General features: G+C 64.7%; 15 protein-coding genes. 5 read left to right on the top strand and 10 right to left on the bottom strand.

What is annotated here, in order from left to right:
• The first annotated feature begins 130 nt into the window (after nt 1-130).
• Together M2361_RS00460 and M2361_RS00455 are read left to right on the top strand one after the other, a co-directional pair.
• Nucleotides 131-12,520, top strand: a complete 12,390-nt coding sequence (locus M2361_RS00460) for a filamentous haemagglutinin family protein (protein ID WP_259245721.1) — start codon at nt 131-133, stop codon at nt 12,518-12,520.
• Between the two features lie 129 nt (nt 12,521-12,649).
• Nucleotides 12,650-13,009: a VOC family protein gene (locus M2361_RS00455; RefSeq protein ID WP_259245720.1), complete on the top strand. Its 360-nt coding sequence runs from the start codon at nt 12,650-12,652 to the stop codon at nt 13,007-13,009.
• 53 nt (nt 13,010-13,062) lie between these two features.
• Here the strand turns inward: M2361_RS00455 and M2361_RS00450 are convergent, their stop codons facing one another.
• The 6 genes from M2361_RS00450 to M2361_RS00425 all read right to left on the bottom strand — a co-directional run bounded on the left by M2361_RS00450 (nt 13,063) and on the right by M2361_RS00425 (nt 18,036).
• Nucleotides 13,063-13,686 (bottom strand): LysE family translocator, encoded by a 624-nt coding sequence (locus tag M2361_RS00450; protein WP_259245719.1) that lies wholly within the window; start codon nt 13,684-13,686, stop codon nt 13,063-13,065.
• Between the two features lie 65 nt (nt 13,687-13,751).
• The gene (locus M2361_RS00445; RefSeq protein WP_259245718.1) at nt 13,752-14,303 is read right to left on the bottom strand and encodes a helix-turn-helix domain-containing protein; all 552 of its coding nucleotides are present in this window, start codon (nt 14,301-14,303) and stop codon (nt 13,752-13,754) included.
• Nucleotides 14,304-14,440: 137 nt separating this feature from the next.
• Nucleotides 14,441-15,133: a 3-oxoacid CoA-transferase subunit B gene (locus M2361_RS00440; protein WP_259245717.1), complete on the bottom strand. Its 693-nt coding sequence runs from the start codon at nt 15,131-15,133 to the stop codon at nt 14,441-14,443.
• Nucleotides 15,130-15,792, bottom strand: coding sequence for a CoA transferase subunit A (locus M2361_RS00435; protein ID WP_404976223.1), 663 nt, complete (start codon nt 15,790-15,792; stop codon nt 15,130-15,132). Before M2361_RS00435 ends, M2361_RS00440 begins: the two co-directional genes overlap by 4 nt.
• A 4-nt stretch (nt 15,793-15,796) precedes the next feature.
• On the bottom strand, nt 15,797-17,005 hold the full coding sequence (locus tag M2361_RS00430) for an acyl-CoA dehydrogenase family protein (protein WP_259245715.1): 1,209 nt from the start codon (nt 17,003-17,005) through the stop codon (nt 15,797-15,799).
• Between the two features lie 50 nt (nt 17,006-17,055).
• A complete protein-coding gene (locus M2361_RS00425) occupies nt 17,056-18,036 on the bottom strand; it encodes a tripartite tricarboxylate transporter substrate binding protein (protein WP_259245714.1) in 981 nt (326 codons plus the stop codon).
• A gap of 270 nt (nt 18,037-18,306) precedes the next feature.
• On the opposite strand from M2361_RS00425, the gene M2361_RS00420 reads away from it, so the two are divergent.
• From M2361_RS00420 to M2361_RS00410, 3 genes are read left to right on the top strand one after another with little or no spacing between them, the layout of a single operon-like run.
• Nucleotides 18,307-18,942, top strand: coding sequence for a TetR/AcrR family transcriptional regulator (locus tag M2361_RS00420; protein WP_259245713.1), 636 nt, complete (start codon nt 18,307-18,309; stop codon nt 18,940-18,942).
• A 36-nt stretch (nt 18,943-18,978) separates the two neighbouring features.
• Complete coding sequence (locus M2361_RS00415; RefSeq protein ID WP_259245712.1) at nt 18,979-19,962, top strand: MDR family oxidoreductase; 984 nt, start codon at nt 18,979-18,981, stop codon at nt 19,960-19,962.
• A 22-nt stretch (nt 19,963-19,984) separates the two neighbouring features.
• Entirely contained in the window at nt 19,985-21,184 is a 1,200-nt protein-coding gene (locus M2361_RS00410) for a PLP-dependent aspartate aminotransferase family protein (RefSeq protein WP_259245711.1), read from the top strand.
• A gap of 9 nt (nt 21,185-21,193) precedes the next feature.
• Here the strand turns inward: M2361_RS00410 and M2361_RS00405 are convergent, their stop codons facing one another.
• From M2361_RS00405 to M2361_RS00390, 4 genes are all read right to left on the bottom strand, one after another.
• Nucleotides 21,194-21,799 carry a 2-hydroxychromene-2-carboxylate isomerase gene (locus tag M2361_RS00405; RefSeq protein WP_259245710.1) on the bottom strand — a complete coding sequence of 202 codons (606 nt, stop codon included), beginning with the start codon at nt 21,797-21,799 and terminating at the stop codon, nt 21,194-21,196.
• 3 nt (nt 21,800-21,802) lie between these two features.
• A complete protein-coding gene (locus M2361_RS00400) occupies nt 21,803-23,137 on the bottom strand; it encodes an MFS transporter (protein WP_259245709.1) in 1,335 nt (444 codons plus the stop codon).
• Between the two features lie 31 nt (nt 23,138-23,168).
• Complete coding sequence (locus M2361_RS00395; RefSeq protein WP_259245708.1) at nt 23,169-23,942, bottom strand: aldolase; 774 nt, start codon at nt 23,940-23,942, stop codon at nt 23,169-23,171.
• An 89-nt stretch (nt 23,943-24,031) separates the two neighbouring features.
• Complete coding sequence (locus M2361_RS00390; RefSeq protein WP_259249202.1) at nt 24,032-24,898, bottom strand: LysR family transcriptional regulator; 867 nt, start codon at nt 24,896-24,898, stop codon at nt 24,032-24,034.
• Nucleotides 24,899-24,939 lie beyond the last annotated feature (41 nt).

Here is a 24,939-nt window from a genome sequence, read left to right as displayed (position 1 = left end):
GGCCTGACGCCTGTCACAAAAGATTCATGGGATTTCCATGCCGAATCCCGAGATGTCGTTCGACTAGATAAGTAAGCGGGCACGGTGGCCATGTCACTGCCGCCCTTCATCGACATCCTTGAATCACGCCATGTCTTCGTCTACGTCCGCTACGCCTGTCGCCACATCCCGCCCGCACCACATCCCCGCCCCTACGGGTTCGCGCCAACCTGGCGGCGCACCCTCCTGGCATCTGAGCCCGTTATCGCAGGCCTTGGCGGCCTTGGCGATCGCGGGAAGCGCCAGCAGCGTGGCGCAGGCCCAGACGCGCGCGTTCAGCCCCGGCTGGTTCGCGGACAAGAATGCGGTCCAGTCAACCGCCCAACGCACGGGCCGCATGCCGGACGGCAGCATGGCGGGCATCGGCAATGCGGCCAGGCAACAAGCCCAATCGCGCCAGCAATTGCAGAAGTCGCTGAACAACTTGAACCGTGCCGCAGCTGCGGTCGCCGCCCAGCAGGCCGCGCAGGCGGCCGCGCGCGCGGCCGCCGCGGCCAACGGCTCCGACGTGCCGGAAGGCAGGACCGAAGGCGGATTATGGGAGGCGCGGGGCGAGCTGGCCAAGTGGGAAGGCGCCAAGGCCGCGACCTCTTCGTCAAGCGGCGGCAGGCATACCGTCACGATCGAACAGACGCAGCCGCGCGCGATCCTTAACTGGGACACCTTCAACGTCGGCCGCAATACCACCGTGCAGTTCAAGCAGGACGCCAACGATGCGGTGCTGAACCGCGTCGTGGGCGCCAGCGCCAAGCCCAGCCAGATCCAGGGTGCGATCAAGGCCGACGGCACCGTGCTGGTGGTGAATCAGAACGGCGTGATCTTCGGCGGCGCCAGCCAGGTCAACGCCCGCAACCTGGTCGCCGCGGCCGCCACCATCACCGACGGGCAATTCCGCGAAAAAGGCCTGTTCGTTGACACGGACGGCACGCAGCCCACGTTCAAGGACGCGTTGGGCGGCGTGCTGGTGCAGGCGGGCGCGCGCATCGACACCGCCGTCCCCACGACCGCGACCAAGGGCGGCGGCTACGTGCTGCTGCTGGGCAGCGACGTCCACAACGCCGGCGCGCTGACCACGCCGCGCGGCCAGTCCGTGCTGGCAGCGGGCGACAACTTCGTTATTCGCCGAGGCTACGGCACCGACGGCAACCCCAGGTCTACCACCACGGGCGTCGAAATCAGCGCCACGCTTAAAACCGACAGCAAGGCAGGCCAGGTTCGCAACACCGGCCTGATCAGCGCGCCTGTCGGCGACATCACGATGACTGGCCATGCCGTGCGCCAGGACGGGGTGCTGGTCGCCACCACCGATATCGGCGCGCGCGGCGCCATTCACCTGCTGAACCGAAGCAGCGATGCGACAGGCAGCGTGACGTTGGGCGCGGGCAGCGTCACCGCCGTGCTGCTGGAGGCCTCGGCCGTGACCGGCCTGGACAGCCAGCGCCAAGCCGCGATCAAGACACTGGACGGCTCCGCCACCAACAAGCCCACCGGCGCCTTCGACAACCTGAGCACGGTCGCCGACCGCATGGATCTGTCGCGCATCGAGGTGGTGACGGGCGACCTGGCGTCTTTCCAGGGCGGCTCGACCACCTTGGCCACCGGCGGGCAGATCGTCGTTTCAGCCAAGCGGCAGGCCGTGCTGGAAAGCGGCGCCGAATTGGATGTGTCGGGCGCCATCGGCGTCAACGTGTCGATGGAATCGAACAACCTGCAAATCAACGTGCAGGGCAACGAACAGCGCGACGCACCGGTCAACCGCGACAGCAAGCTACTGAACAACAGCGACGTCTGGGTGGACCGCCGCACCCTGGTGAAGGTTGCCGGCGGGGCAAACGGTTCCAGCGGCGACCGCTGGTACACCAGCGGCGGCCTGCTGGAAGTGGGCGGCTACCTGGCCACCAGCGAACGTGGGGCCGGCGAATGGCTGGCGCAAGGCGGCACCGCCACCTTCACAGGAGGCGAACTGGTTACGAAGGCCGGCTCCGACATCAATCTGTCAGGCGGCACGCTGGACGTGCAAGCCGGCAATATCCGCCAAAGCTGGCTGCGCGGCGCCGACGGCCGCTTGTACGAAGTCTCGCGCGCGCCCGGCGACCTGCTCTACACCGGCCTGTATCAGGGATATGAACAGACCCATGCACGCTGGGGCGACAAGGCCACGCGCAGGTTCTACAACCCGTTGCTCGCCCCAAAAACGCGCTTTGAAGACGGCTATACGGTGGGCCGCGATGCGGGCCAACTGATCGTCTCCACCGGTGCCGCCCAACTGGCGGGCACCTTGACGGGCGAGGTTTACCAGGGCGCGCGTCAGGTCGAGGCGCCGCAAGGGGACATTGACGGCTACTACCAATCGCAAACGGCCGTCGCGCGCCGCGCGCAATTGACTGTCGGAAGCTATACGCCGATCTTCGACGCCGACGCCAACATGCTGGCCTGGACGCTGGGCGGTGTCGCCAAGCAGGTGACGGCAGGCTCGGGCGACGCGGGCGACGACGAGATCCGGCTGGACGCGGCCTGGCTCAACGCCGCCAATCTCGGCGCCATCCGGCTGGCCGGGACCGAGCGGATCGCGGTGGATCAGGCTTTGCGCGCGACGCCAGGCGCAACCGTGGTCCTGTATGCGCCCCAGGTCGACATCAACGCCGGCATCAGCGCGGCGGGCGGGCGGATTCTGGCCGGCAACCTCATCAAGCAGTGGAACGCCAACGGCCGCAACGAAGACACGCCAGTGCTCGCACCCGCTGACCGGCCCACGGGCGTGGCGGTCTCGGCAGGCGCGGTATTGGACACCGGCGGCCTGTGGACCAATCTGCTTGCCAACCCCGCCGCTTCCGGTGCGCTGGCCTATCGCCGGGGTGGCAGCGTATCGCTGCGTAGCACCCAGGGCGTTACGCTGGCCGCGGGCAGCGCCTTGGACGTGTCGGGCGGCGGAGCCGTGCTGGCCAATGGCAAGACCCTTGGCGGCAAGGGTGGCGACGTCACCCTGGCGGCGGGCTTTGACGCCGCGCTCAGGCACGAAGGAACGATTGGGGCACAGGGCGTGGATGGCGGCGGCAAGCTGACCTTGCAGGCCGACAAGGTGCGCATCATAGCGGCGGGCCAGGCGGCCGCATCAATCGCCGACGCGACGGAAAGCAAAGAATCCGTCCTGTCCGACGAGGCCTTCAGCATGGGGTTCTCGCAATACGAAGTGATCGGTTTCCATGGTCTGGAGGTCGCGGACGGGGCGCAAGTGCGGGTCACGATGCCGGTCCAGCGCCATGCTTCCGGCATACGCGCCATCCTGGACAAGTCGCAGGCCTTGCAAACCTTCACGCCCGAGCTCTACCAGGAAAATCCGGTTGAAAGCCATCTGACGCAACGCAAGGGCGCCAGCCTGGTACTGCAAGCGGGGTCCCAGTTGTCGACCGCCGCCGATCTGGCGACCACGGTTCTGCGCGTGGGCAGCGGAGCCCTCGTCGAGGTGGATCCGGGGCAAAAGATCGATCTGACCGGCGTCGGGCAGATCACCCTCAATGGCACATTCAATGCGTGGGGCGGCGCCATCACTGTCCAGGCAATACGGCCTGGTTCGACGGACGACGCCATCGCGGCCGGGCATGGCCGATCCATTTGGTTGGGCGAAACGGCCGTGCTGGACGTCGCGGGCCGCGCCGCCACCGCCTTCAATCACAACGGCCAGGCATACGGCCGCGTGCAGGACGGCGGCAGCATCGTAGTGGGCGGCCAGGTGAACGTGTCGCTGGGCGTCGCCCCATCGCCCGACCTGTTCATCGTCTCGCGGCCCGGCAGCCGCCTGGAGGCGTCGGGCAGCGCCGCCACGGTACTGGTCAACGGTGCGCCGACGATGTTGGCCGGCGCTGGCGGCAGCATCACTCTCGGTTCCGGCAACGGTCTGTACCTGGATGGCCGCATGACCGCCCTTGCGGGCGGGGCCGGCGCGCCCGGCGGTACCTTGTCTATCGGCCTGGATGCGCCGGTCTATCGCACAGCGGCGATGACCCCCCGCGTGAACCAAGGACGCGACCTGCTCCTGTCGCAACAGGCCCTGCCCGACGACCTTGCCGGCTTTGCCGACCCGGAGGCCGCCGCCGACGCGCTGGTCTATGGGCGCGGCGCCCTCAGTGTCGCGCAAGTGGAGGACGGGGGTTTCGGCAGTCTGAACCTGCTGAGCAATGGCGCCATCAGCTTCGCGGGCGACGTCGACCTGCGCATGGGTCAAAGCCTGCGCCTGTTCAGCACGTCGCTCAACATGACGGAAGCCGCACCCTCAACTGCCCGGGTGCAGCTGGCCGCCCCCTATGTGATGCTGGCCGGGGCCACCGACAACGGCGCGCCCGACTTGTACACGCGCCCGACATCCTCGCGTCCCCCCTCCACTCGCGTCAGCGAATCCACCTTCATCACGGATGCCGGCTTCATCGATATCCGCGACCTGGTACAGCTGGGCGCGCTGACCACGCAACAGGCGCCGAACGGCGATGTCAGCTATGTCGGCACGGGTTTCACGCAAACCGACCTGCGCAGCCAGAGCGACATCCGTGTGCTGGGCGGCCGGGGCACGCAGGTCGCGCTGGCGAACCAGCCCTACACCACGCAGCTTGCTGCCCCGGGCAATCTCAGCCTGACCGCCGCGCAGATCTATCCGGACACGGGAGCGGTGACGCGGATCGTGGCCGGTCCGAACGGCATGCGCGACGGCGTCATCGGCTACGAAGCGGACCGCACGCTTACCATCCGCCGCAATAGCGACGCCCTTCCCCCGCTTCCGTACAGCGCGTTCGGCAAGCTGCGCTTAGCCGCCGACATCATCGACCAGGGCGGCGTGGTGCGCGCGCCGCTCGGAATGCTGGAAGTGGGGGTCGCGGATACCACCGGCACCACCTCCCGCGTCAATCTGCTGCCAGGCAGCGTCACGTCCGTCAGTGGCCGGGGGCTGGTCATGCCCTATGGCGGCACCGTCGACGGCGTGACCTATCAATACGCCGGGCAGAGTATCGTGTTGAACGGCGCAGGCGCCGCCACGATCGGCGGCGAATTGAGCAGCGGCATCCAGCTGGCTGGCGAAGAGGTTCGGGTGGACGGCAACGCCATGCTGGACCTTTCCGGCGGCGGCCGCTTGCTGGGGGCCGGCTTTGTGACGGGACGGGGCGGCTCCACCGACGCCCGATTCAACCCGCTGGTGCAGATCAACGCCAAGGGCGCGGGCTTCACCCTGCCGGGTCTGGCCACCAATCCCGTCTACGCGCTGGTGCCCGGCATGCAGGCTCCCGTGGCGCCGACCACGCCCGACGGACACCAGACCTTGCCGCAAATCGGGCAACAAGTCACGATCGGAAACGGCGTGCCCGGCCTGCCCGCCGGCACCTATACGTTGATGCCCTCCACCTATGCCCTGATGCCGGGCGCGTTCCGCGTGGAGGTCAACGGCCTGGCGTCGGGCGCCCCCGCTTCGGGCGCGATACCGCTGCGCAACGGCTCCTGGTCCATCGCGGGCAACGTCGGTACGGCCGGCACGAACCTCGCCACGGCGGCGCCCCAACAGTTGTTGGTCACGTCCGGCGACGTCCTGCGCCAGTACTCGCAATACAACGAGATGGACTACGCAGCCTTCGTGCAGGCCGACGGCGTGCGCCGCGGCGTTCCGCGCGCCATGCTGCCCGCGGACGCGCGCACATTGCGGGCTTATCTGGCGGGCGGCGCCGAGGGCCAGGCCTTTTCGTTTGCGGGTCAGGTCGACTTTTCCGCCGCCACAGCCGGCTACGGCGGCACGTTCGCCGTCTCGTCCAGCAATGACAAAGCAGGGCATCTTGAGATCACCGCCCCGGGCGCGGGGCGCAGTGCGGGCTTCGAGGGCTTATCCCTGGATTCCGGCCAGCTCAGCGCGCTGGGCGCGCCCCGCCTCGTGCTGGGCGCCGTCCCCAATGTGGACTATGCCAACAACAGCAATACCGTCGACTTCGGCTACGCCCGCACCCACTTCAACTCAGTGGTCCTGCGCGAGGGCGCATCGCTCTCGGCGGCCGAAGTCTTCCTGGTGACCAGCGGCCTGACCACCGGCATCACCGTGGAACGCGGGGCATCCATCAACACCATCGGCCGCGGCAAAGCGCCTTTTGATTCCACTGCCGGCTACACCTATGGGGCATCCTCCAGCAGTTTCCTGGCCTTGTCCAACGGCTGGATCAACATGCTTCCGCCCACTGCGGACCAGGAACCCAAAGGCGCCGGCCCTATCCGCATAGGCGTCTGCGGCACTACCTGCATCGGTGAATCCCTGTTGTATACCGAGGGCACGCTGGCCGCCGTCACCAACAAGACCTTCGAACTGGGTAGTGCCGCCGGCTACGGCGCACGCTACCTCACGCTGGCCGTGGGCTCCGTCAACGCCGGCAGCGAACAGGCCCTGGCGGCCGCAGCCACGCGCGGCGCGCTTGGCGCAGGGCTTAGCCTGGACCAGACGCTGCTGAATCGCCTGATGGCCGGCGACCAGCGCTTTGGCGCGCCGGCGCTCGAGATGCTGACCCTGGCCGTCAGCGACTCGTTCAACTTCTTCGAAACCGTCACGCTGGACACGACCGATCCCGCCACCGGCAAATCGCGCCTGCAAACGCTGGCGCTGACGGCCCCGGCCATCTACGGCTATGGCCAGGCGGGCGACGTGGCCACGCTGCGCGCGGGCAACCTGATCTGGAACGGATCGGTCACGCCGCCCGTCGGCGTGATCGATAACGGGGCGGGCACCGGCAGCGGCACGCTGAATATCCAGGCCGAGCGCATCGAATTCGGCTACGGCCCCTACACCCAGCCGCTGGGCGAACTGGACAATGCCCGTCTGGCCTTGGGTTTTGCCAACGTCAACCTGAGCGCCAGCGACCGCATCACCGCCAATCATCAAGGCAGCCTGGGCGTGTACCAGTCCCGAGGGGCCTTCGATGCCGCCTCCGGCTGGCGCTACAGCGGCGGCACCCTGAATCTGGAGGCTCCCCTTCTGACGGGTGAATCCGGTTCCATCAATCGAATCAAGGCGGGCGCCGCGATCAACGTCAGCGCGCCGCCGGCAGTTGCAGGCGCAGCCGCCCCCGACGCGCGCGGACTGGGCGCGGAACTGGCGCTGGACGCGGGCACCTTGAACATCAACGGCCGCATCGCCCTGCCCACGGGCAAGCTGAGCGCAAGCGCGGACAACGCCTTGATTTTGGGCCCTGGCGCGCATCTGGACGTAGCTGGCCGGCCCGTACCGTTCGACGACATCACAAAATACAGCTGGGGTGGCGACGTCAGCCTCCACAGCCGGCAAGGCGACATCACGCAAGCGGCGGGCAGCATCATCGATGTCTCCGCCCAATACAACCGAGCCGGGCGCCTGACCGCCGTGGCGCTGGCCGACGACGCCGGCCGCGTGGACCTGCAAGGCCGCATCCTGGGCATGGCTTCGGGCAGGTATGACGCGGGCGGCACCCTGGTCCCCTACGCCTTCGGCGAAGTGGATATCCGAGCGCAGCAAGTGGACTTCGCGGCGCTGAACCAACGCCTGAACGAGGGCCAGGTCTTCGGCGGTCGCAGCCTTCAGCTCAAGCGCGGCAACCTTGCCATCGGCGACGAGGTACGCGCCCGGAATGTGAATATTTCGGTCGATGCCGGCAGCCTGACCGTGACCGGCCGCATTGATGCCAGTGGCGACGGTGTCGGCAGCATCCGACTGGCCGCGCGCGATGGCCTGCACCTGGCGCCCACCGCCGCACTGGATGCGCACAGCACAACACTGCGCGTGGACAGCTACGGCAAGATCATTGACGCGCCCAACCGCGCCATCGTGGAACTGAATTCGGGCAATGGCCTGTTGCGGATGGACGCAGGCGCGGTCATTGATTTGCGCGCCGGCACGGACGCGCCTCGCAACGACGGCCTGCCGCGAGGCACGCTGGCGCTGAATGCGCCACGTCTGGGCGGCGCGACCGGCGGCGACATTAACATCGATGCGCGCGGGCCGTTGGACATCCGCGGCGCGCGCAGCATCGCGGTCAACGGGGTCTGGGTCTATACGGACGCAACACCCGGGACCGAAACCACGGCGGACGGCAAGCCCTACCAGGTCATCGACCAGGCCTACCTGAACCGTCTGCACGACGACAGCGTCGACTTCATCGACCGGGCCCGGTCCAACGGCAACCTGATCAACGGCAAGCTGGCCGGCCTGCTCGCCTATGGCGACGCCCTGCACCTGCGCCCCGGCGTCGAGATCCGCAGCGCCACCGCGGACGGCAACCTGGTGGTGCAAGGCGATCTGGACCTGTCCGGCTTCCGCTATGCCAGCCTGAACCCGCATACGCCGCTGCGACCGGGCGTCTACGGCTCGGGGGAAGTGGGCAATCTGGTCATCCGTGCCGGTGGGGACCTGCAGATCCACGGCAGCATCAACGACGGCTTCGCGCCGCCTCCGGAGGTCAAGCAGGACGTGAACGGCTGGCGCCTGCTGCCGGGCCGGGACTTCACCGGTGGCGACATGATCACGCCCCACGCCGGCGTGGTGCTGGCCGCCGGTACTGCGTTCCCGGTCGGCGCCATACTGAATTACGACTTGATGCTGCAAGGCGGCATGCTTGCCGAACATTCCGTATTGCCCGTCACTGCCCCATTGGCCCTGGAGTTGATACTTCCCGCCGGCACCGTGCTATCGGCACCCATCTTCAACCCGGACGGTACGGTGGCGCACGCAGCCGGCACCGTACTGCACCAAGCGCTGACGCTGCCCCCCGGCATGGCCTTAGGGGCAGGCACGCACTTATCGAGCAGAGCCTTCGTTGGCGCCGTCACCTGGCCTGCCGGCATTCCCCTGCCCGCCAACGCTAACCTGGCCGCCGCGGTCACCCTGCCGCGCGGCGCGCTGATCCCGTCGGGCACTAACGTGGTTCTGGAGCCCGGGGTGGAGTACGTGGATCTGCGCCCTCGGGTCGACGGGGCCCAGGGCCAGGTGTGGGCCGTGGCGCCCATGCTGCCTGAAGGTTCGCAATCGTGGTCTATGCGGCTTGCCGGCGGCGCTGACCTGGGCGCGGCCGATACACGCATCACGCAGTACGCCACGAAGGTCGGGCTTCAGCGTGGGGACCTGGTGCTGGCCGACAGCCACTACGGCATGTATGGCTTTGATGGCCCCGGCAACTTCGTCTGGACGCAGTTGGTCGCCGACGACCTCGGCATGCCGGAGTTGGTGGGGCAGGTCATCGACGACGATTTCACCCGCGACATGTTCGGCTATCCGAGTGCCGGCGCCCTGTGCGCCGACCTCCCCGAATACTGCGCCGCAAGTGGCGCGAACAACTACATCCCCGCGCCTGCCACCCCGCGCTTCAGCGTGCTGCGTACCGGCACCGGCGACCTGGATCTGCTGGCGGGCGGCAGCTTGCGCATGCAGTCGCTGTACGGCGTCTACACCGCGGGCACGTCATCCACGGGCACCTACGCGGGCGACCCCTATAACCAGCCGCGCCTGATCAATCCCGACGGCACCGTGCTGCGCGACCCGAGCAAGGGCTTCGAAGCCTTTGTGGACGGCGGTCCGCAAAGCGTCTACCGGGCCTGGTATCCGGATGGCGGCGGCAACGTGACGCTGCGTGCCGGCACCAGCCTGACCGGCGATCTGATGACGGCATCCCTGGCTTCGTACGGGCGGCCATTGACCCGCTCGACCGGCTACTCCTCCGACCTGGTCGGAAACTGGCTGTGGCGCCAGGGCAGCGGCGACGCGGCGATAGGCCAGGCACAGCCCACCGCATGGTGGCTGAACTTCGGCACCTATACCTCCAGCGCGCCAGACCAAGCCGATGAATTGCGCGGCTTCACCGGCTTCGGCACGCTGGGCGGCGGCAACCTGGACATCGACGTGCGCGGCGACGCCGGGATCATCACCTCGCACCCCATCAGTTACCAGGAACGCCAGATCAACCCGCGCAGCCAGGCCTTGACGCTGGCCGTGGCCAGCACGGGCCGCGTGATGGCCGACGGCACATTGGCGCTGACCGGTGGCGGCGACATCATCCTGCGGGTCGGCGGCAGCTTGAACCCTGCGCTGCCCAGCTTCTACGAAGCCTCGGGCGCGGTCACCAACCTGCGCGGCCAGACGCTGCTGCAAGCCGCCTCGATGGGCCGGATGGACCCGATCTACAACCTTCGGGCGGCACGCGACACGCGCGCGCTGGACCGCTTCCAGGCCAGCACCTACGAGCCCGCGGGGGCGTTGACGCTGACGCCGGGAGACAGCGCATTCCAGCTGCAAAGCCTGGGCGCCCTCGCCGTCCAGACCGCCAGGGACCCCGGCCGCTTCATCCTGCCCGTGTCCATGCCATACACGCAGGCCGACGGCACGCTGGGCGTCTACGGATCCAACAGTTGGTTTTCACTATGGACGCCCAATACCGCCATCGATCTGTTCAGCGCGGGCGGCGACGTGGCGCCGGTATTCAGGGCCGGCATCGACAACGATGGCATCGTCATCTACCCCTCGCAGTTCTCAGCAGTCGCCGCTCAAGGAGATATCCGGTACGACAATCCGGTCGCGCTCGCGCCCGGCGCCCTGTCCCGCCTGGACCTGCTGGCCGGTCAATCCATTTATGGCGGCGACGCCCCCTTTGGACGCACCAGCGCCGATCCTGGCGCGTTGGCATCCATCGACCGGCCGGCCTTTGTCGGAAAGGTGAAGGACGCCCACAGCAGCAGCATCATCTGGGGACCCACCACCCTATCGCCCGACGGCGCCTATCGGGACAACGTATTGTTCGCCTTCGGGCCGTTGACGGCCGCCACGTCGGGCGTCATGGCGCCCTCGCGCTTTTATGCCAGGGACGGCGACCTTGTCGGCGTCAGCAGCGGCCGGCATATCCGGCTGGCGAACACCGGCAATGTCCTGACCGGCACGGACTGGTATGCCGCGGGCGGCCCGGTGCGCATGATCGCCGGCCGCGACATCGTCGGCAGCGGCAGCCCGCTAGGGTCGGCCGATTCAATATCCGACCCGATCCCGTATCAATACACCGACAATCTTTTCGTGCATGGTGACGCGAACGATGTGTCCGTGGTGCAAGCCGGCCGCGACATCCTTTACGGCAGCTTCACCGTTGCCGGCCCCGGCACGCTGGAAATCAGCGCGGGCCGCAACATCCTGATGGAAGACAAGGCGGCGGTCGTCAGCCTGGGCCCAGTGGTGACGGGCGATACCCGTCCAGGCGCCAGCATCGTGCTGCAAGCCGGGCTGGGTGCGCAGGGCGGTGATTACGCCGGCTTGCTAAGCCACTACCTCGATGCGGGCAGCGCCGATCCCGCCCTGCCGCTGACCGACCAAGGCAAGCCTTTCAAGACCTATGAAGCCGAACTGCTGCTTTGGCTGACGCAGGCCTATGGATTTGCCGGCAGCATGGACGACGCCCGTGCCTTTTTCGATGCGCTGCCGCCAGCGCAGCAGCGCGTGTTCGCACGCCAGGTCTACTTCGCCGAACTCCGTGCCGGCGGCCGCGAATTCAACGACCGGAGCAGCCCGCGCGAAGGCAGCTATTTGCGCGGCCGGCAAGCCATTGCCGCGCTGTTTCCGTCCCAAAGCACGACGGGGCAGACGCAACGCTACGACGGCAGCGTCACTCTATACGGGGGTGCCGGCCTGCAAACCCGCAGCGGCGGCAACGTCCAGGTTTTGACGCCGGGCGGCGCGCAGGTCTACGGAGTGGAAGGCGCGGCGCCACCCGCCACCGCGGGGGTGCTCACCCAAGGTAGCGGCAACATCCAGCTGTATGCGCAGGACAGCATCCTGCTGGGACAAAGCCGCGTCATGACGACTTTCGGCGGTGACATCCTGGCCTGGTCCGCGCAAGGCGACATTAACGCCGGGCGCGGTTCCAAGACCACGGTGGTCTACACCCCGCCCCGCCGGCTCTACGACAGCGTAGGCAACATCACGCTGTCGTCCGCCGCGCCGTCCAGCGGCGCCGGCATAGCCACCTTGGCGCCGTTGGCGGAAGTGCCCGCCGGCGACGTAGACCTTTACGCACCGCTGGGCACCATTGACGCGGGGGAAGCCGGCATCCGCGTGTCGGGCAACGTCAATATTGCCGCGCAATCCGTGCTGAACGCCGCAAACATCAAGACGCAAGGAGACAGCGTCGGCATTCCGCTTGCCGCAGCCGTCAACACCGGCGCGCTCACGTCAGCCAGCACGGCGGCAACCTCGGCAGTCAACGCCGCGCAGGAATCGGTGCAACGCAACCAGGACCGCGCGCGTCAGAACCAGCCCTCCATCATCAACGTGCAGATTCTGGGCTTTGGGCAGGAACCGGTATCTGACGGCGCGCCACCACTCCAACGGGACAGCCGAGTCGATAACGCCTCGGCGTATCGACCAAACAATATGGTGCAGGTCGTCGGCGACGGAGCGCTTACGTCCGCGCAACTCGAAAAATTGAGCACTGAGGAAAGGAGGGCGTTCGGACTGTAGCCGTCTTCAAACATGGGAGCGGCTACGCCCGGGCAGCGTTCAGCGGATAGACGCCAGCACTACAATGATTTCGCTTCGCCCGCCAACAGTGCAATTCCGGCATGACGAGCGCCACTAACGGAGATTCCCATGTTCGATCACATCGGTTTCGGCGTCAGCGACATCAATCAAAGTCGCGACTTTTTCCTGCAAGCGCTAGGTCCGCTTGGCGTCGGTCTGGCGATGGAAGGCCCCAATAGCATTGGCTTGGGCAAGAACGGGAAGCCGTCTTTATGGCTATACGCGACCGGTTCAGTCACGGCCCCATTGCACATCGCCATTGCGGCGGCTACGCGGGCGGAAGTGGACGCCTTCTATCAGGCGGCGCTGGCGGCGGGCGGCCGGGACAACGGCGCCCCGGGGATTCGGCCGCACTACCATCCCAACTATTACGCCGCCTTTGTCTTCAGCCCTGACGGGCACAACGTGGAAGCGGTCTGTCATCGTTAACAAGGCCGCCCGCCATGACGAGCGTTAACAAGCATTAAGGTGCCTCAACAACCTTAACGACTGCTGGCCAGGCGTATCCCCAAGCCCACCAGCGCCGCGCCCATCAGGGCATCAACCACGCGGCTCACCCGCGCATAGACCGATCGGACGCGGCCCACCGAAAAGAACGCGGCCAGCGCCCCGAGCCAGGTGGCCGTTATCAGGCCGACCAGCGCAACCACGCTGACATACACCCAGGTGGGTGCGCCGACCGGCAGTACGGTCACGAACAGCGTGGCGAAGAAAGTGGCCGTTTTCGGATTGGTGATCCCGACCATGAAGCCCTGGCGCCATGCTTGCGGCGCCCCCACGCGTGCAACGCCATGAACGCGCGGCTCGCCGCTCTTCGCCTTGAAGGCAGCCATCAGCATGCGCGCGCCCAGGTAGATCAGGTAAGCCGCGCCGGCCAGGCGAATGGCCTCGTAGAGCCAGAACAGTTCCCTGATCAGCAGGCCGAACCCAAGAATTGCCAGGGTGGCCCAGACGACCACCGCGCAAGCAATGCCCAAGCCGACGAACATGCCGGATCGCCGATCATTCAAGGCGTTGGAGGTGACGGCAACGAAGTCCGGCCCCGGGCTGGCGCAGGCCAGGAGAATGATGCCGGAAAGGGTGAACAACTGAGGCAGATATTCCATGGTTTCCACTCACTGCGTGATTGATCGGCATGCGGCCAGGCGCGCCGCTGCGGCGGGCCGTAAGCCTACAGCAATAACGGGTCGCGGCTTGTCACGACAATCAGCCCCACCCCTTCCTTCTTACCCACCGAGACCAGCTTGTGCGGCATGGAAGAGTTGAACTGCACGCAATCGCCCACGTCCAGGATTTCCTTCCTTTCCCCGACGGTCAGTTCCAGCTTTCCCGCCAGCACGTAGAGAATTTCCTCGCCATCGTGATGGCTCAGGATTCGCTTCTTCGCGCGCCCGCCATTGAACTGACCAGGCCGGATCACAAACGCGCGCATCAGGCGGTTGCCGTTTGCCCCGGCAACCAAGGACAGGTATTCGTTGGCTTCGTCGGGGTCGGCGTCTTTGGCGCGCACGATGGAAAACTCTTCCAATTGTTCGGTCTTGCCGAACAGGCGGTCAACGTTGACGCCCAGCGCATGGGCAAGCTTGAACGCGGTTTCGATCGACGGGGTGGACACCCCCCGTTCCACCTTGGAAATGTAGCTTCGCGTCAAGCCACAGGCTTGTGCCAACTGCTCCAGGGTCAGGCCCGCCTGCACACGAAGAAGCTTCAGTTTCAGCGCCACGAAGGAATCCTTGAGGAAGAGATATCGCAGCCGCCATGCCGGGCGGCGATAGGAAATGTCCCTCGGGATTGTATGCAGATTCGGGAAAGCTCTCCCTGTGCGAGCCTTCCCCGCCCCTCATGGCCCCACCGTGCTGATCAGCCGCCTGCCCAATGGACCGCGCCGTCACTATGGATTACCCCAGGTTCCCGGGGAAACCGAAGCGCGGCGCCCGTCATGCCTTGCAGCGCGTCGCGCGTCAGCCCCTTGACCATCGCTTCGACGGCAAGGCCTTCGGGCGTGATGGACAGGATGCCGTAGTTGGTGAAGACGCGCTTTACAACGCCCACCGCCGTCAGCGGCAGCGTGCATTGCGCCACCAGGCGCGGCGCATTGTCCTTGGTGACGTGGTCCATCATGACCCAGATCTGCTTGGCGCCCACCGCCAAGTCAATGGCCCCGCCGATGGCGGGCGGCGCGCCATCCGATTTCCCGGTATTCCAGTTGGCCAGGTCCCCTGAGGCGGACACCTCAAATGCGCCAAGCACGGCCACATCGATATGCCCGCCGCGCATCATCGCGAATGCCATGCTGGAATCAAAGAAGGCGCCCCCGGTTTTGATCGTGACAGGGCTTTTGCCTGCGTTGATCAGGTCGTAGTCTTCCTCGCCCGGCGCGGGCTTGGGACCCAGGTTCAATATTCCGTTTTCGCTATGCAGAATGACGCCCGATTCCTCCGGCAGATAATCGGCAATCAGCGTAGGCGCGCCGATGCCCAGGTTCACGAAGGCGTTTCCGGGCAGTTGGGTCGCTACCAGCCGGGCCATGTTCTCTCGCGTCAGGCAGTTCATGTGCGCTCCGCCATAAAGACCCTGTCTACAAAGATGCAGGGCGTAATGATCGCTTCGGGATCCAGGCTGCCGGCGGCGACGATCTCGCCGACTTCCACCACCACCGTATCGGCGGCGGTGGCCATGACGGCCTGGTGATTGCGAGCGGTCTTGTTGTAGACCACATTGCCCATCGTGTCCGCCGCGCGCCCGCGCAGCAGCGCGAAGTCCGCCTTCAACGGCACTTCAAGCAAGTACGTAATGCCGCCGACTTCTATCTTCTGCTTGCCGCTTTCGAATTGCGTGCCGACGCCGACGGGGCTCAGAAAGCCGCCCAGGCCCGCGCCGCCCGCCCGAATTCGCTCGACCAGCGTGCCCTGCGGCACCAATTCCAGCTCAACAGTGCCGGCTCGGTACTGCTCGGCGAAAGTCGTGGCGCCCCTGGGATACGAGCAAACAATCTTGCGAACGATCTTCGCCTCGAACCAGGCGGACAGATCGACTCCGCTTGAACCGGCATTGTTTGAAATGACCGTCAGGTCGCGGACGCCGGAAGCAAGCACGGCTTCTATCAGGCGCCGGGGCAGACCGGCCCCGCCGAATCCTCCCACCATCACCGTGTGCCCGTCCTGCAATCCGGAGATGGCGGATCCGGCATCGTCAACCACTACGTTTCTCACATCGTCACCCTAGTCTGGTTCGGCAATATTCCCGGGCAAGGTTCTTCCCCACCCGATCAAGCAACAACTGGCCGGTGCCGTCCGTGTAGGCGGCAAAGCGCAGCTCGGCCTGATGCATCGACAAGCGCATCGTGTTGGTCGTGCCCACCGCCCCCACGCACCGCATGCACTGGTCGACGCCCCAAATTGCGGTATCGACGGCAAATTTCTTGGCCTGGGCCGCAAGCGTGACGGCGGCGTTGCCGTCGTTAAGGTGGCGCGCTGCCAGCACCACCAGGGCATTGGCCGCTTCCAGGCGCGTGGCCACTTCGGCCAGTTCCCAGCGCAAACCCTGGTGCTCGATCAAGGGTTCGCCAAAGGCCGTTCTTTCCGAGCAGTACGCCACCGTCTCGACCAACGCCGAATACAGGGTGGCCGTGCACATTGCCCCAACGTGGATCCGCGCCGCGTTGATCGCGGCCATCGAGGCCTTGAACGCATCGTCCTGGACGCCGAATTCCGCCCAGTCCGGCACGAAATGCTCTTGCAGTTCAATCTCGGCGGCGCGGAAGGAACTGCCGCCCACGGTCTGGATTTCCCGACGGATGCAGGTGCTTGCCGACGCATCAAGGTGGACCAGGAAACTGGCGATGCCGGCCTCCCCATCCGCCGAATCAAGCCGCCTGGCCAAGACCAGCGGCAAGTTGACGATCTGCCCGTTCGTCACCCACGTCTTCGTGCCGGAAAGCAGCCACCCTGAATCGCATCTTTTGGCGGTCATCGCCAAGGCGCCAAGGTCACTGCCGGCCTGCGGTTCAGTCAGTGCGGGTGCACCCAGCAAGTCTCCGCGCACAAGTCCGGCCAGATACGCCTGCTGCTGTCTGGCCGATCCGGCCCGGGCGACCCGCGTGACCGAGCCTTGCAGATTGTTCAGCGAAAACGCCGTGGCAAAGCTGTAAAGCGCGACCTCTTGCGCCAAGCGGATCTTGCACAGGAACGACGCGTCGAACCCGCCGACCGATTGCGGAGCCTGCAACGCCAGGAACCCCAGCGCGGCCCATTCCTCAAGAATTGCGATCGAGTAGGGTTGATGCGCGCCGAACGCGGCGATCGTGTCGGCGGCGATGCGCCGCCTGCAGAAGTCACTGGCCTGGGCCACGATCTGCTGCTCGGCGGGCGTCAGCAGCGCATCGATCTGCGCGAAGAAGCCGCGCGTCCCTTTAAGACTGGTCATGGGTGAAGCATCCATAGGTTGCTTGAATTCGTTGACTCAAACCTGCAGGTTCAATTTACCGGGACATTCGCATCGACCACGAACTTCTTCCAGTAATCGATCTCGCGTTCGATGTCCTTCTGAAACGACTGCGGGGTGGACCCCACGATGGGCACGGCGCCTATCGTGGCAAGTTGCGCCTGGAACTGCTTGTCTTGCACCAGCGCCGCAACCGTCTGGCTTAATCGCGTCATCACCTCGGGGCTCATGCCGGCCGGGCCGGTCAAGCCGAACCAGGGCGATAGCTCCATCGGCTTGGCGCCTGCCTCGGTCAAGGTCGGCACCGCAGGAAAGTCGGGCGAACGTTCCGGGGCGGCAATAGCCAGCGCCTTCAGCTTTCCGGTTTTCACATGTGCGGCCACCGTTGCCTCGGTGAAGAAGCCCACCTGCACCACGCCGGCGATCAGGTCCGTAATGGGCTGCGCGCCACCGGGATAACTGACGAAGGTCATCTTGACCGCGTTGTCCATATCGAACAAGGCGCCGCCAATGTGGGAAGTGGCGCCATAGGTGCCGCTGTAATTGAGCTGCCCGGCGTGGGCCTTCGCGTAGCTGATCAGGCCTTTGACATCAGCGAACGGAAGCTGCGGGTTCACCACAAGCAGATTCCGCTGCTTGGCGATCTTCCCCACATACGAAAAGTCCTTCACTGCGTCATAGGGCAGCGACTTGTTCAGGGCAACGCCCCGCGTCTGCGATGACTCGACACTGACCAGCAAGGTGTAGCCGTCCGGCGGCGATGTCGCCACCACCCGCGCAGCAATCACGCCCCCCGCACCGCCCCGGTTCTCAACCACCACGGGCTGGCCCAGTTGCTCAGAAAGCCCCTTGCCGATAAGGCGGGCAATGATGTCCGTGGGTCCGCCCGGCGGAAAACCAACCAACAGCCGGATGGGCTTGCTGGGATACGCGCCGGCAGACGCGCTCAGGCTGACGCCCGCAGCAAGTGCACAAAAACCAACTGCCAACAGCCGTGACAATCCATATTTCATGAACTTCCCCTTGTTTCCCGGCCCATATCGGAACGCCAAGACCGTGGCCAAAGTATGTTCCTTTGGACACTTTGAGTCATTAGGGAAACTACCGGGACGCACCGAAAAGATCGATTCAAGGCGCTTTTAAAGTACGGTGCCGAAAGGATGAAATAGATTTTTTCGCCTTATATACAGGTACTTAAAGGAAATTTGAAGGTGCTTGTCGATGCAGGAAGCATCCAAAAACTGGGCACTTGAAATAGAAAACGATCGGTCTATACTTCGCAAATGACAACGACAACACCCCCACGCACAGGCCGACGCACCCGCGCCGACGCCTCGCTGTTCTTGGTGGAGACAAGGGACCTTCTGATTCGTGTCGGCATGGAATTGCTTACCGAACGTGGCTTCACCTCGACGGGGCTGGACGCCATCCTCAAGCGAGCCACCGTGCCGAAAGGGTCCTTCTATCACTACTTCAAGAACAAGGAAGATTTCGGCCACCACGTCATGCAGGCGTACGACGAGTACTTCCGCAAGAAGCTCGACCGCTGGCTGCTTGATGGGCAGACGGCTCCCTTGCAACGGCTTCAGAACTTTGTTGAAGACGCCAAGCACGGGATGGCGCGCCACGGCTATACCCGGGGCTGCCTCATTGGCAACTTCGGCCAGGAAGTCGGTGCGCTTCCCGAGCCCTACCGGGCTTGCATGAACCAGATTCTTGGCGCCTGGGAATCCCGCATCGCCACCTGCCTGGCCGCCGCGCAGGAACGCGGCGACATCGCGGCCAGCGCCGACTGCCAATCGCTTTCATCGTTTTTCTGGATCGGTTGGGAAGGCGCGGTCCTGCGCGCCAAGATGATGCGTAAGGCGGAACCCATGGACGTCTTCCTCAAGGGGTTTCTTGCGGGACTTCCCCGCTGACCCCACCGCTTTTCAGACCCTTATCACGGAGCAACCATGTTTAACGGCATCTTGATCGAGAAGGACGAACAGGGCTATCGCGCATCGGTGCAAGCGCTGACGCAAGCTGATCTCCCGCAGGGCGACGTACTGGTCAAAGTCGACTACAGCACGCTGAACTACAAGGATGCGCTGGCCATTACCGGCAAAGGCCCCATCGTGCGCAGCTTTCCCATGGTGCCCGGCATCGATTTCGCCGGGGTCGTTGAACAAAGCGAGCACGCCGATTTCACGCCCGGCCAGCGGGTCATTCTTAACGGCTGGGGGGTGGGCGAGCAGCACTGGGGCGGCCTGGCCCAATACGCGCGCGTCAAGGCGGACTGGCTGATTCATGCTCCTGACGGCATGTCGAACCGTCACGCGATGGCCATCGGCACGGCCGGCTACACGGCGATGCTGTGCGTCATTGCGTTGGAAAAGGCCGGCATCCGGCCGGATGCCGGAGACGTTGTCGTAACGGGGGCCAATGGCGGCGTGGGCAGCTTTGCCATCGCCATCCTGCACAAGCTGGGATACCGGGTGGTGGCCGCCACTGGCCGCCCCGACGAATCCGGCTACCTGAGCCGGCTCGGCGCGTCCGAGATCATTGACCGCGCAACGCTTTCCGCGCCGGGCAAGCCATTGCAGAAAGAACGCTGGGCCGCGGGCATTGATTCCGTCGGTAGCCATACCCTGGCCAACCTGTGCGCCAGTATCAAAGCCGACGGCGCGGTCACCGCCTGCGGCATGGCCCAGGGCCTGGACCTTCCCGCCTCGGTCGCCCCCTTCATTCTTCGTGGCGTCAGCCTGCTTGGCATCAACAGCGTGACGCGGCCGCGCAGCGAACGCATTCACGCCTGGAATCGTCTGGCGACGGATCTTCCCACGGCCATCATCGATAGCATCAGCCGCGACATCACGCTTGGCGATGCCATGCAAACCGCGCAAGACCTGATGGCTGGAAAAGTTCAGGGGCGCGTCGTGGTCGACGTCAACCAGTAAGCCGACATAGAAGAATCCACACATGAAAGCGCACGCGCCAGACAGTAAAGTCCGCTTCGCCACCAAGGCGATTCACTACGGCTACGACCCGGCGAACCACGAAGGCGCGGTGTCGCCGCCCATCTTTCTGACGTCGACCTACGCCTTTGAATCCACCGCCGAGTTCCAGGCGGTTTTCTCAGGCGACAGCGATCGTTGCGTCTATGGCAGGCAGCAGAATCCCACGCAGAAGTTGCTGGAAGACCGACTTGCCGCGCTTGAAGGCGCCGAAGCCGCCATCGTGATGGCCTCGGGCATGGGCGCTATCGCGTCCACCTTGCTGACGCTGCTGTCCGCGGGCGACGAGATCGTGGTTCACCACACCATCTACAACACGGCCGGCGCGCTGATGGACGAGGGCTTGCCCAAGTTCGGCGTCAAGGTCAGGCGCGCGGATCTCAGTACCGCCGAAGGCACGGCAGCCGCGATCAGTTCGAACACGAAGATCGTGTACTTCGAAACGCCGATCAACCCCTCTTCCGAGGTGCTGGATATCCAGCGGATTGCGGCAGCGGCCAAGCGCGTCGGCGCCATGGTGATTGTGGATTCGACCTTTGCGTCGCCGGCGCTTCAGCGCCCCATCGAACATGGCGCGGACCTGGTTATCCATTCCTTGACGAAGTACCTGAATGGCCACGGCGACATACTCGGCGGCGCGGCGATCGGCCGCCGTGACACCATCGAGGCCATCCGCGCGACGGGCGCCAAATACCTGACCGGCGCGACGCCTTCGCCGATGTCATGCTTTCTGGTCCTGCGCGGTTTGAAGACGCTGGACATCAGGATGGAACGCCATAGCAAGAACGCGTTGGCTGTCGCCCGCATGCTGGAAGCGCACCCGGCGGTGTCCAAGGTCATCTATCCCTTCCTGGACAGCTTCGCCAATAAAGAAATTGCATTGCGGCAGATGTCGGCGGGCAGCGGCATGGTCTCGTTCGAGCTGAAGGCCGGCTTTGATGGCGTGGCCCCCATGATCGACAAGCTGAAGATCATTGCCCGAGGCATCAGCCTTGGCGACACGGACTCGTTGATCTATCACACAGCGGGCATGGTCGAGGCGCGCAAGAAGGTCAATCCGAACCTGTGCCTGAGCCCGGGCGTCAGCCCCGAACTGGTGCGGCTGTCGGTGGGCCTGGAAGATATCAACGACCTGCTTGATGACCTGAAGCAAGCGCTGGCCTGAGCGCATGTGTCAGCCCCGCCCAAGCTGAATCGCCTTCTCCAGCAATTCAAGACGATCCTGCCCCCAGAACACTTCGCCCAGGTACACATAGCTGGGCGAGCCGAACACGCCTTCGGCAACGGCCGCGTCGGTGTTCTTGCGGTACCTGCTTTCGATATCAGGCTGTGCGGCCCGACTGAACAGTGCGTCGGCGTCGTAGTCCTGGGATTCAAGAATGCGGCGCAACACGTCGGGATCGGAAATGTCCTGCTCATCGCACCATTCCGCGCGAAGAATGCCCTTGTACAGCGGGGTGATGGGCCGGGGCAGTTCCAAGGCGGCAATGACCAGACGGGACGCCAGGTCCCCGTCAGGACACATGTACTTCGGTTGCGGATTGACCGGCATCCGCAATTCCCGGCACCATCGCTTCAGTTCAGCAACGCGATAGGCTTGCCGCTCGGCCGAACGCTGACCGAGCAGCACGCCGCCCGTGCGGCGATACACGTCGGGCAGATCAACCGGCAGGTAGTTGATCATCACCCCATTCCGCGCGGCAATGGCATCCAGCCGGTCGGCCCCAAGATAGGCCCAGTCGGAGTTGATCCAGAAGTAATAGTCGATCGTGTCAGCCATGGCTTACTCGATGGGAACCGGTTGACGGGCTTTATTGAAGCGCTCGGGGCCGTGCATGAACAAGGCGCTGACCGCGGCGATGACGCCAAGCACGCTCAGATACCAGACGATGTACTTGGGGCTGCCGTTCGCATAGGCGAGCAGCGAGGTTGCGATCAAGGGGGCCAAGCCGCCGCCGATGGCGCCGGACACTTGAACGGCCAGCGAAATGCCGCTGTAGCGGACCTCTGGCGGAAACTGCGAAGAAAACAAGCTGCCCTGTGGACCGTACAGGCAACCGTAGATCAGCCCCACCGCAATGACCATTGCCCACGTGATGTTGCCGGACTGGCCCGTCTGCAACAGCTGAAAGAAGGTCGGTGCAAACAGGACGATGGCAAGCGAACCCAGGATGAACACCCATCGATAGCCGACCCGATCGCCCAGGATGCCGAACAGCGGCATCGTCACCAGGGCGGCCGCCGCGCCCCAGATCGTTGCGTCCAGCATCACGCCTCGCGGCACGCCCAAGCTGCCTGTTGCGTAAGCCAGGGCAAAGGTGACCACGGTGTAGAACCACGTCACCTCGGCAAGCCGGCCGCCGATCACCGCCAGCACTTCACGCGGGTACTTCTTCAGCACGACCTTGGCAGGCACGTCGACCTTTTCGCCTTTGCTTTCCATGTGCTGGAAGTCAGGGGATTCGGCTACCTTCACACGGATGAACCAGCCCACCAAGAGCAGTACGACGCTAGCCAGGAACGGCACGCGCCAGCCCCAGGACAACATATCTTCTTCCGGAAGCTGCGCCACGGCCGCCATGGCCAGCGACGACAGGATCAGGCCCGGCGCCACACCAACCTGCGGCAAGCTGCCGAACAACCCTTTCTTGCCTTCCGGTGCATGTTCCACGGCCATCAGGACCGCGCCGCCCCACTCGCCCCCCACGGCGATGCCCTGCAAGAAGCGCATGCAGACGAGCAACACGGCTGCCCAATATCCAATGCTGTCGTAAGACGGGATCAGTCCGATGAGGATCGTGGGGATGCCCATCAAAAACAGCGTGATCAACAGCATCGACTTGCGTCCGACGCGGTCGCCGAAATGGCCGAAGATGACACCGCCCAACGGCCGCGCGAAAAACCCGACCGAATACGTGGCAAAAGCCGCCAAGGTGCCGGTGATCGGGTCAAAGGCGGGAAAGAAGATCTTGTTGAAGATCAGCGCGGCGGCCGTGCCGTACAGAAAATAGTCGTACCACTCGATAGTGGTTCCCATGAAGCTGGCAATGCCGGCCGTAACGTGCTGGCGCGACTTCCCCTTGCCACCCTGATTGGATTGGGTGTTCTTGTCGTTCATTTTGTTTTCCTGACAGGTTTGCGGCGCCGGCTTACTTCAAGCCGGGAAGCCGGTCGGTCTGGCGAGACCAGTAGTTGAATGTGGCTTGCACGATGGAGCGCTTGAGCAGGTAGTCATGCGCCTCTTTGGCCAAGACCGGGTCGACCGGCGTCAGGGGGCCGAACGCCTGGGCGCGCACTTGCAGCCGAGCCGCGCGCTCCAGATAGACGGACAGATAGGTGGCTTCTTCCACCGAGTTGCCAGCAGTGAGATAGCCGTGATGCGCAAGCAGGATGGACTTCTTTTTTCCCAACGCGGCAGAGATGAGCACGCCTTCCTGGTCGGCAATCGGCACACCCGGCCATTCGCCCAGGAATGCGCAGTCATCAAACAAGGGAGCCATGTCCATCTGGGCCACGACCAGCGGCTGACGCGCCGTTGCCAGCGTGGTCGCCCAAGGCGAATGCGTATGGATGATCGATTGAACGTCCGGCCGGTCGCGATAGACCCAAAGATGAAAACGGGTGGCCGGGTTGGCCATGCCGTGGCCTGAAATGGTGTTCAGGTCCTGATCCACTTCGACAAAGTCGTCGGGCGTGGCTTCATCGAAGCCCAGGCCGAAGCGCAGCGTCCAGTACGCATTCGGCTTGTCGGATCGGGCCGTGATCTGGCCCGCCAACCCGGCTTCCTGGCCGGTCATGGCCAGTATCCGACAGGCGTATGCCAGCGTTTCGTTCAGCGGACGGTTCTGGCTCTTGAGATGTTGCGCCATCTCTTGGGTGGCGCGCTGGTCGAAGTATTCCTTGCTGCGGAGCTCTTCGCTCATGGATCAACCCCTTGAAAGTTTGATTCAAATCAATGGGGCGAGTATGAGAAGTCGACAAGGCGCCGTCGATGCGTCTGAAGCTATATCAGCTATTCAATCGAGCGCGATGAAAGGCGCCTTGCAATGTTCAGCGTCAGCGCCGCCAGCGGGAATAGCGGGTAACCGTCGCGGTGGATGGCCACCACCTTCCGGGCAAGCGTGCCGCCGGTGATAGGAACCTTCTTCAGTTTGTGATCCAGCAGCAGCCGATCAGGGATACGGCAGGGCAACAGGCAGTTTCCGATGCCGGCGGAAACCAGCTCCAATGCCGAGTCGACGGTGTCGGTCTCGGCCGACACCACATAGTTCAGGCGCGAATGCTGAAGCATTTTCCTGAGCGCGTAGTGTTCGGGAAACGCAACCAGGCGTTGGTGCGTCTGCCACAAGTTGGCCACGTCGCCATAGGACGTGTCGTCCAGCCTGACGATCAGGCACATTTCGTCTTCGAACAAGTCGACGGACACCAGCCCGGGGCTGGCGACCGCCGAGTCATAGACAAAGCCCAGCTCGGCCTTTCCCGACGCCACCAGATCGACCACCTCCGGAGAGCTTCGCGCCATAAGGTGAAGGTTCGCGTCGCCCCCTTCGTGGGTCACCGCCGAAACGAGATCGCCCAGGAAGTAGTAAGTCAGGGTATGAACCGCCGCGATCCTTAGCGATGCGTGTCCCACGGAACTTGCATCCCTGGCCTTTGCGATGGCGTCGTCTATCAGTTGGAACGCGGGCGCCACCGCCCGATGCAACGCTTTGCCCGCCTCGCTCAGCACCATGCCGCGTCCATTGCGGTCAAACACGGGGCGGCCCAGATAGGCCTCCAGGGCCGCCATCTGCCGGCTCAGGCTGGGTTGCGAAATGCCTAGCTCGTCAGCCGCCTTCGACATGGAACCCAGCGCCGCGATCGTCAAGAAATATCGCAGACGGCGATCGGACTCGCCAACGCCACGCTCAAGCTCTGAAG

Source organism: Achromobacter sp. JUb104 (assembly GCF_024806975.1).
Lineage (GTDB): Bacteria > Pseudomonadota > Gammaproteobacteria > Burkholderiales > Burkholderiaceae_B > Achromobacter > Achromobacter spanius.
Note: the sequence above shows the minus strand (reverse complement) of the source record. Positions and strands in the feature narration are given on the sequence as shown.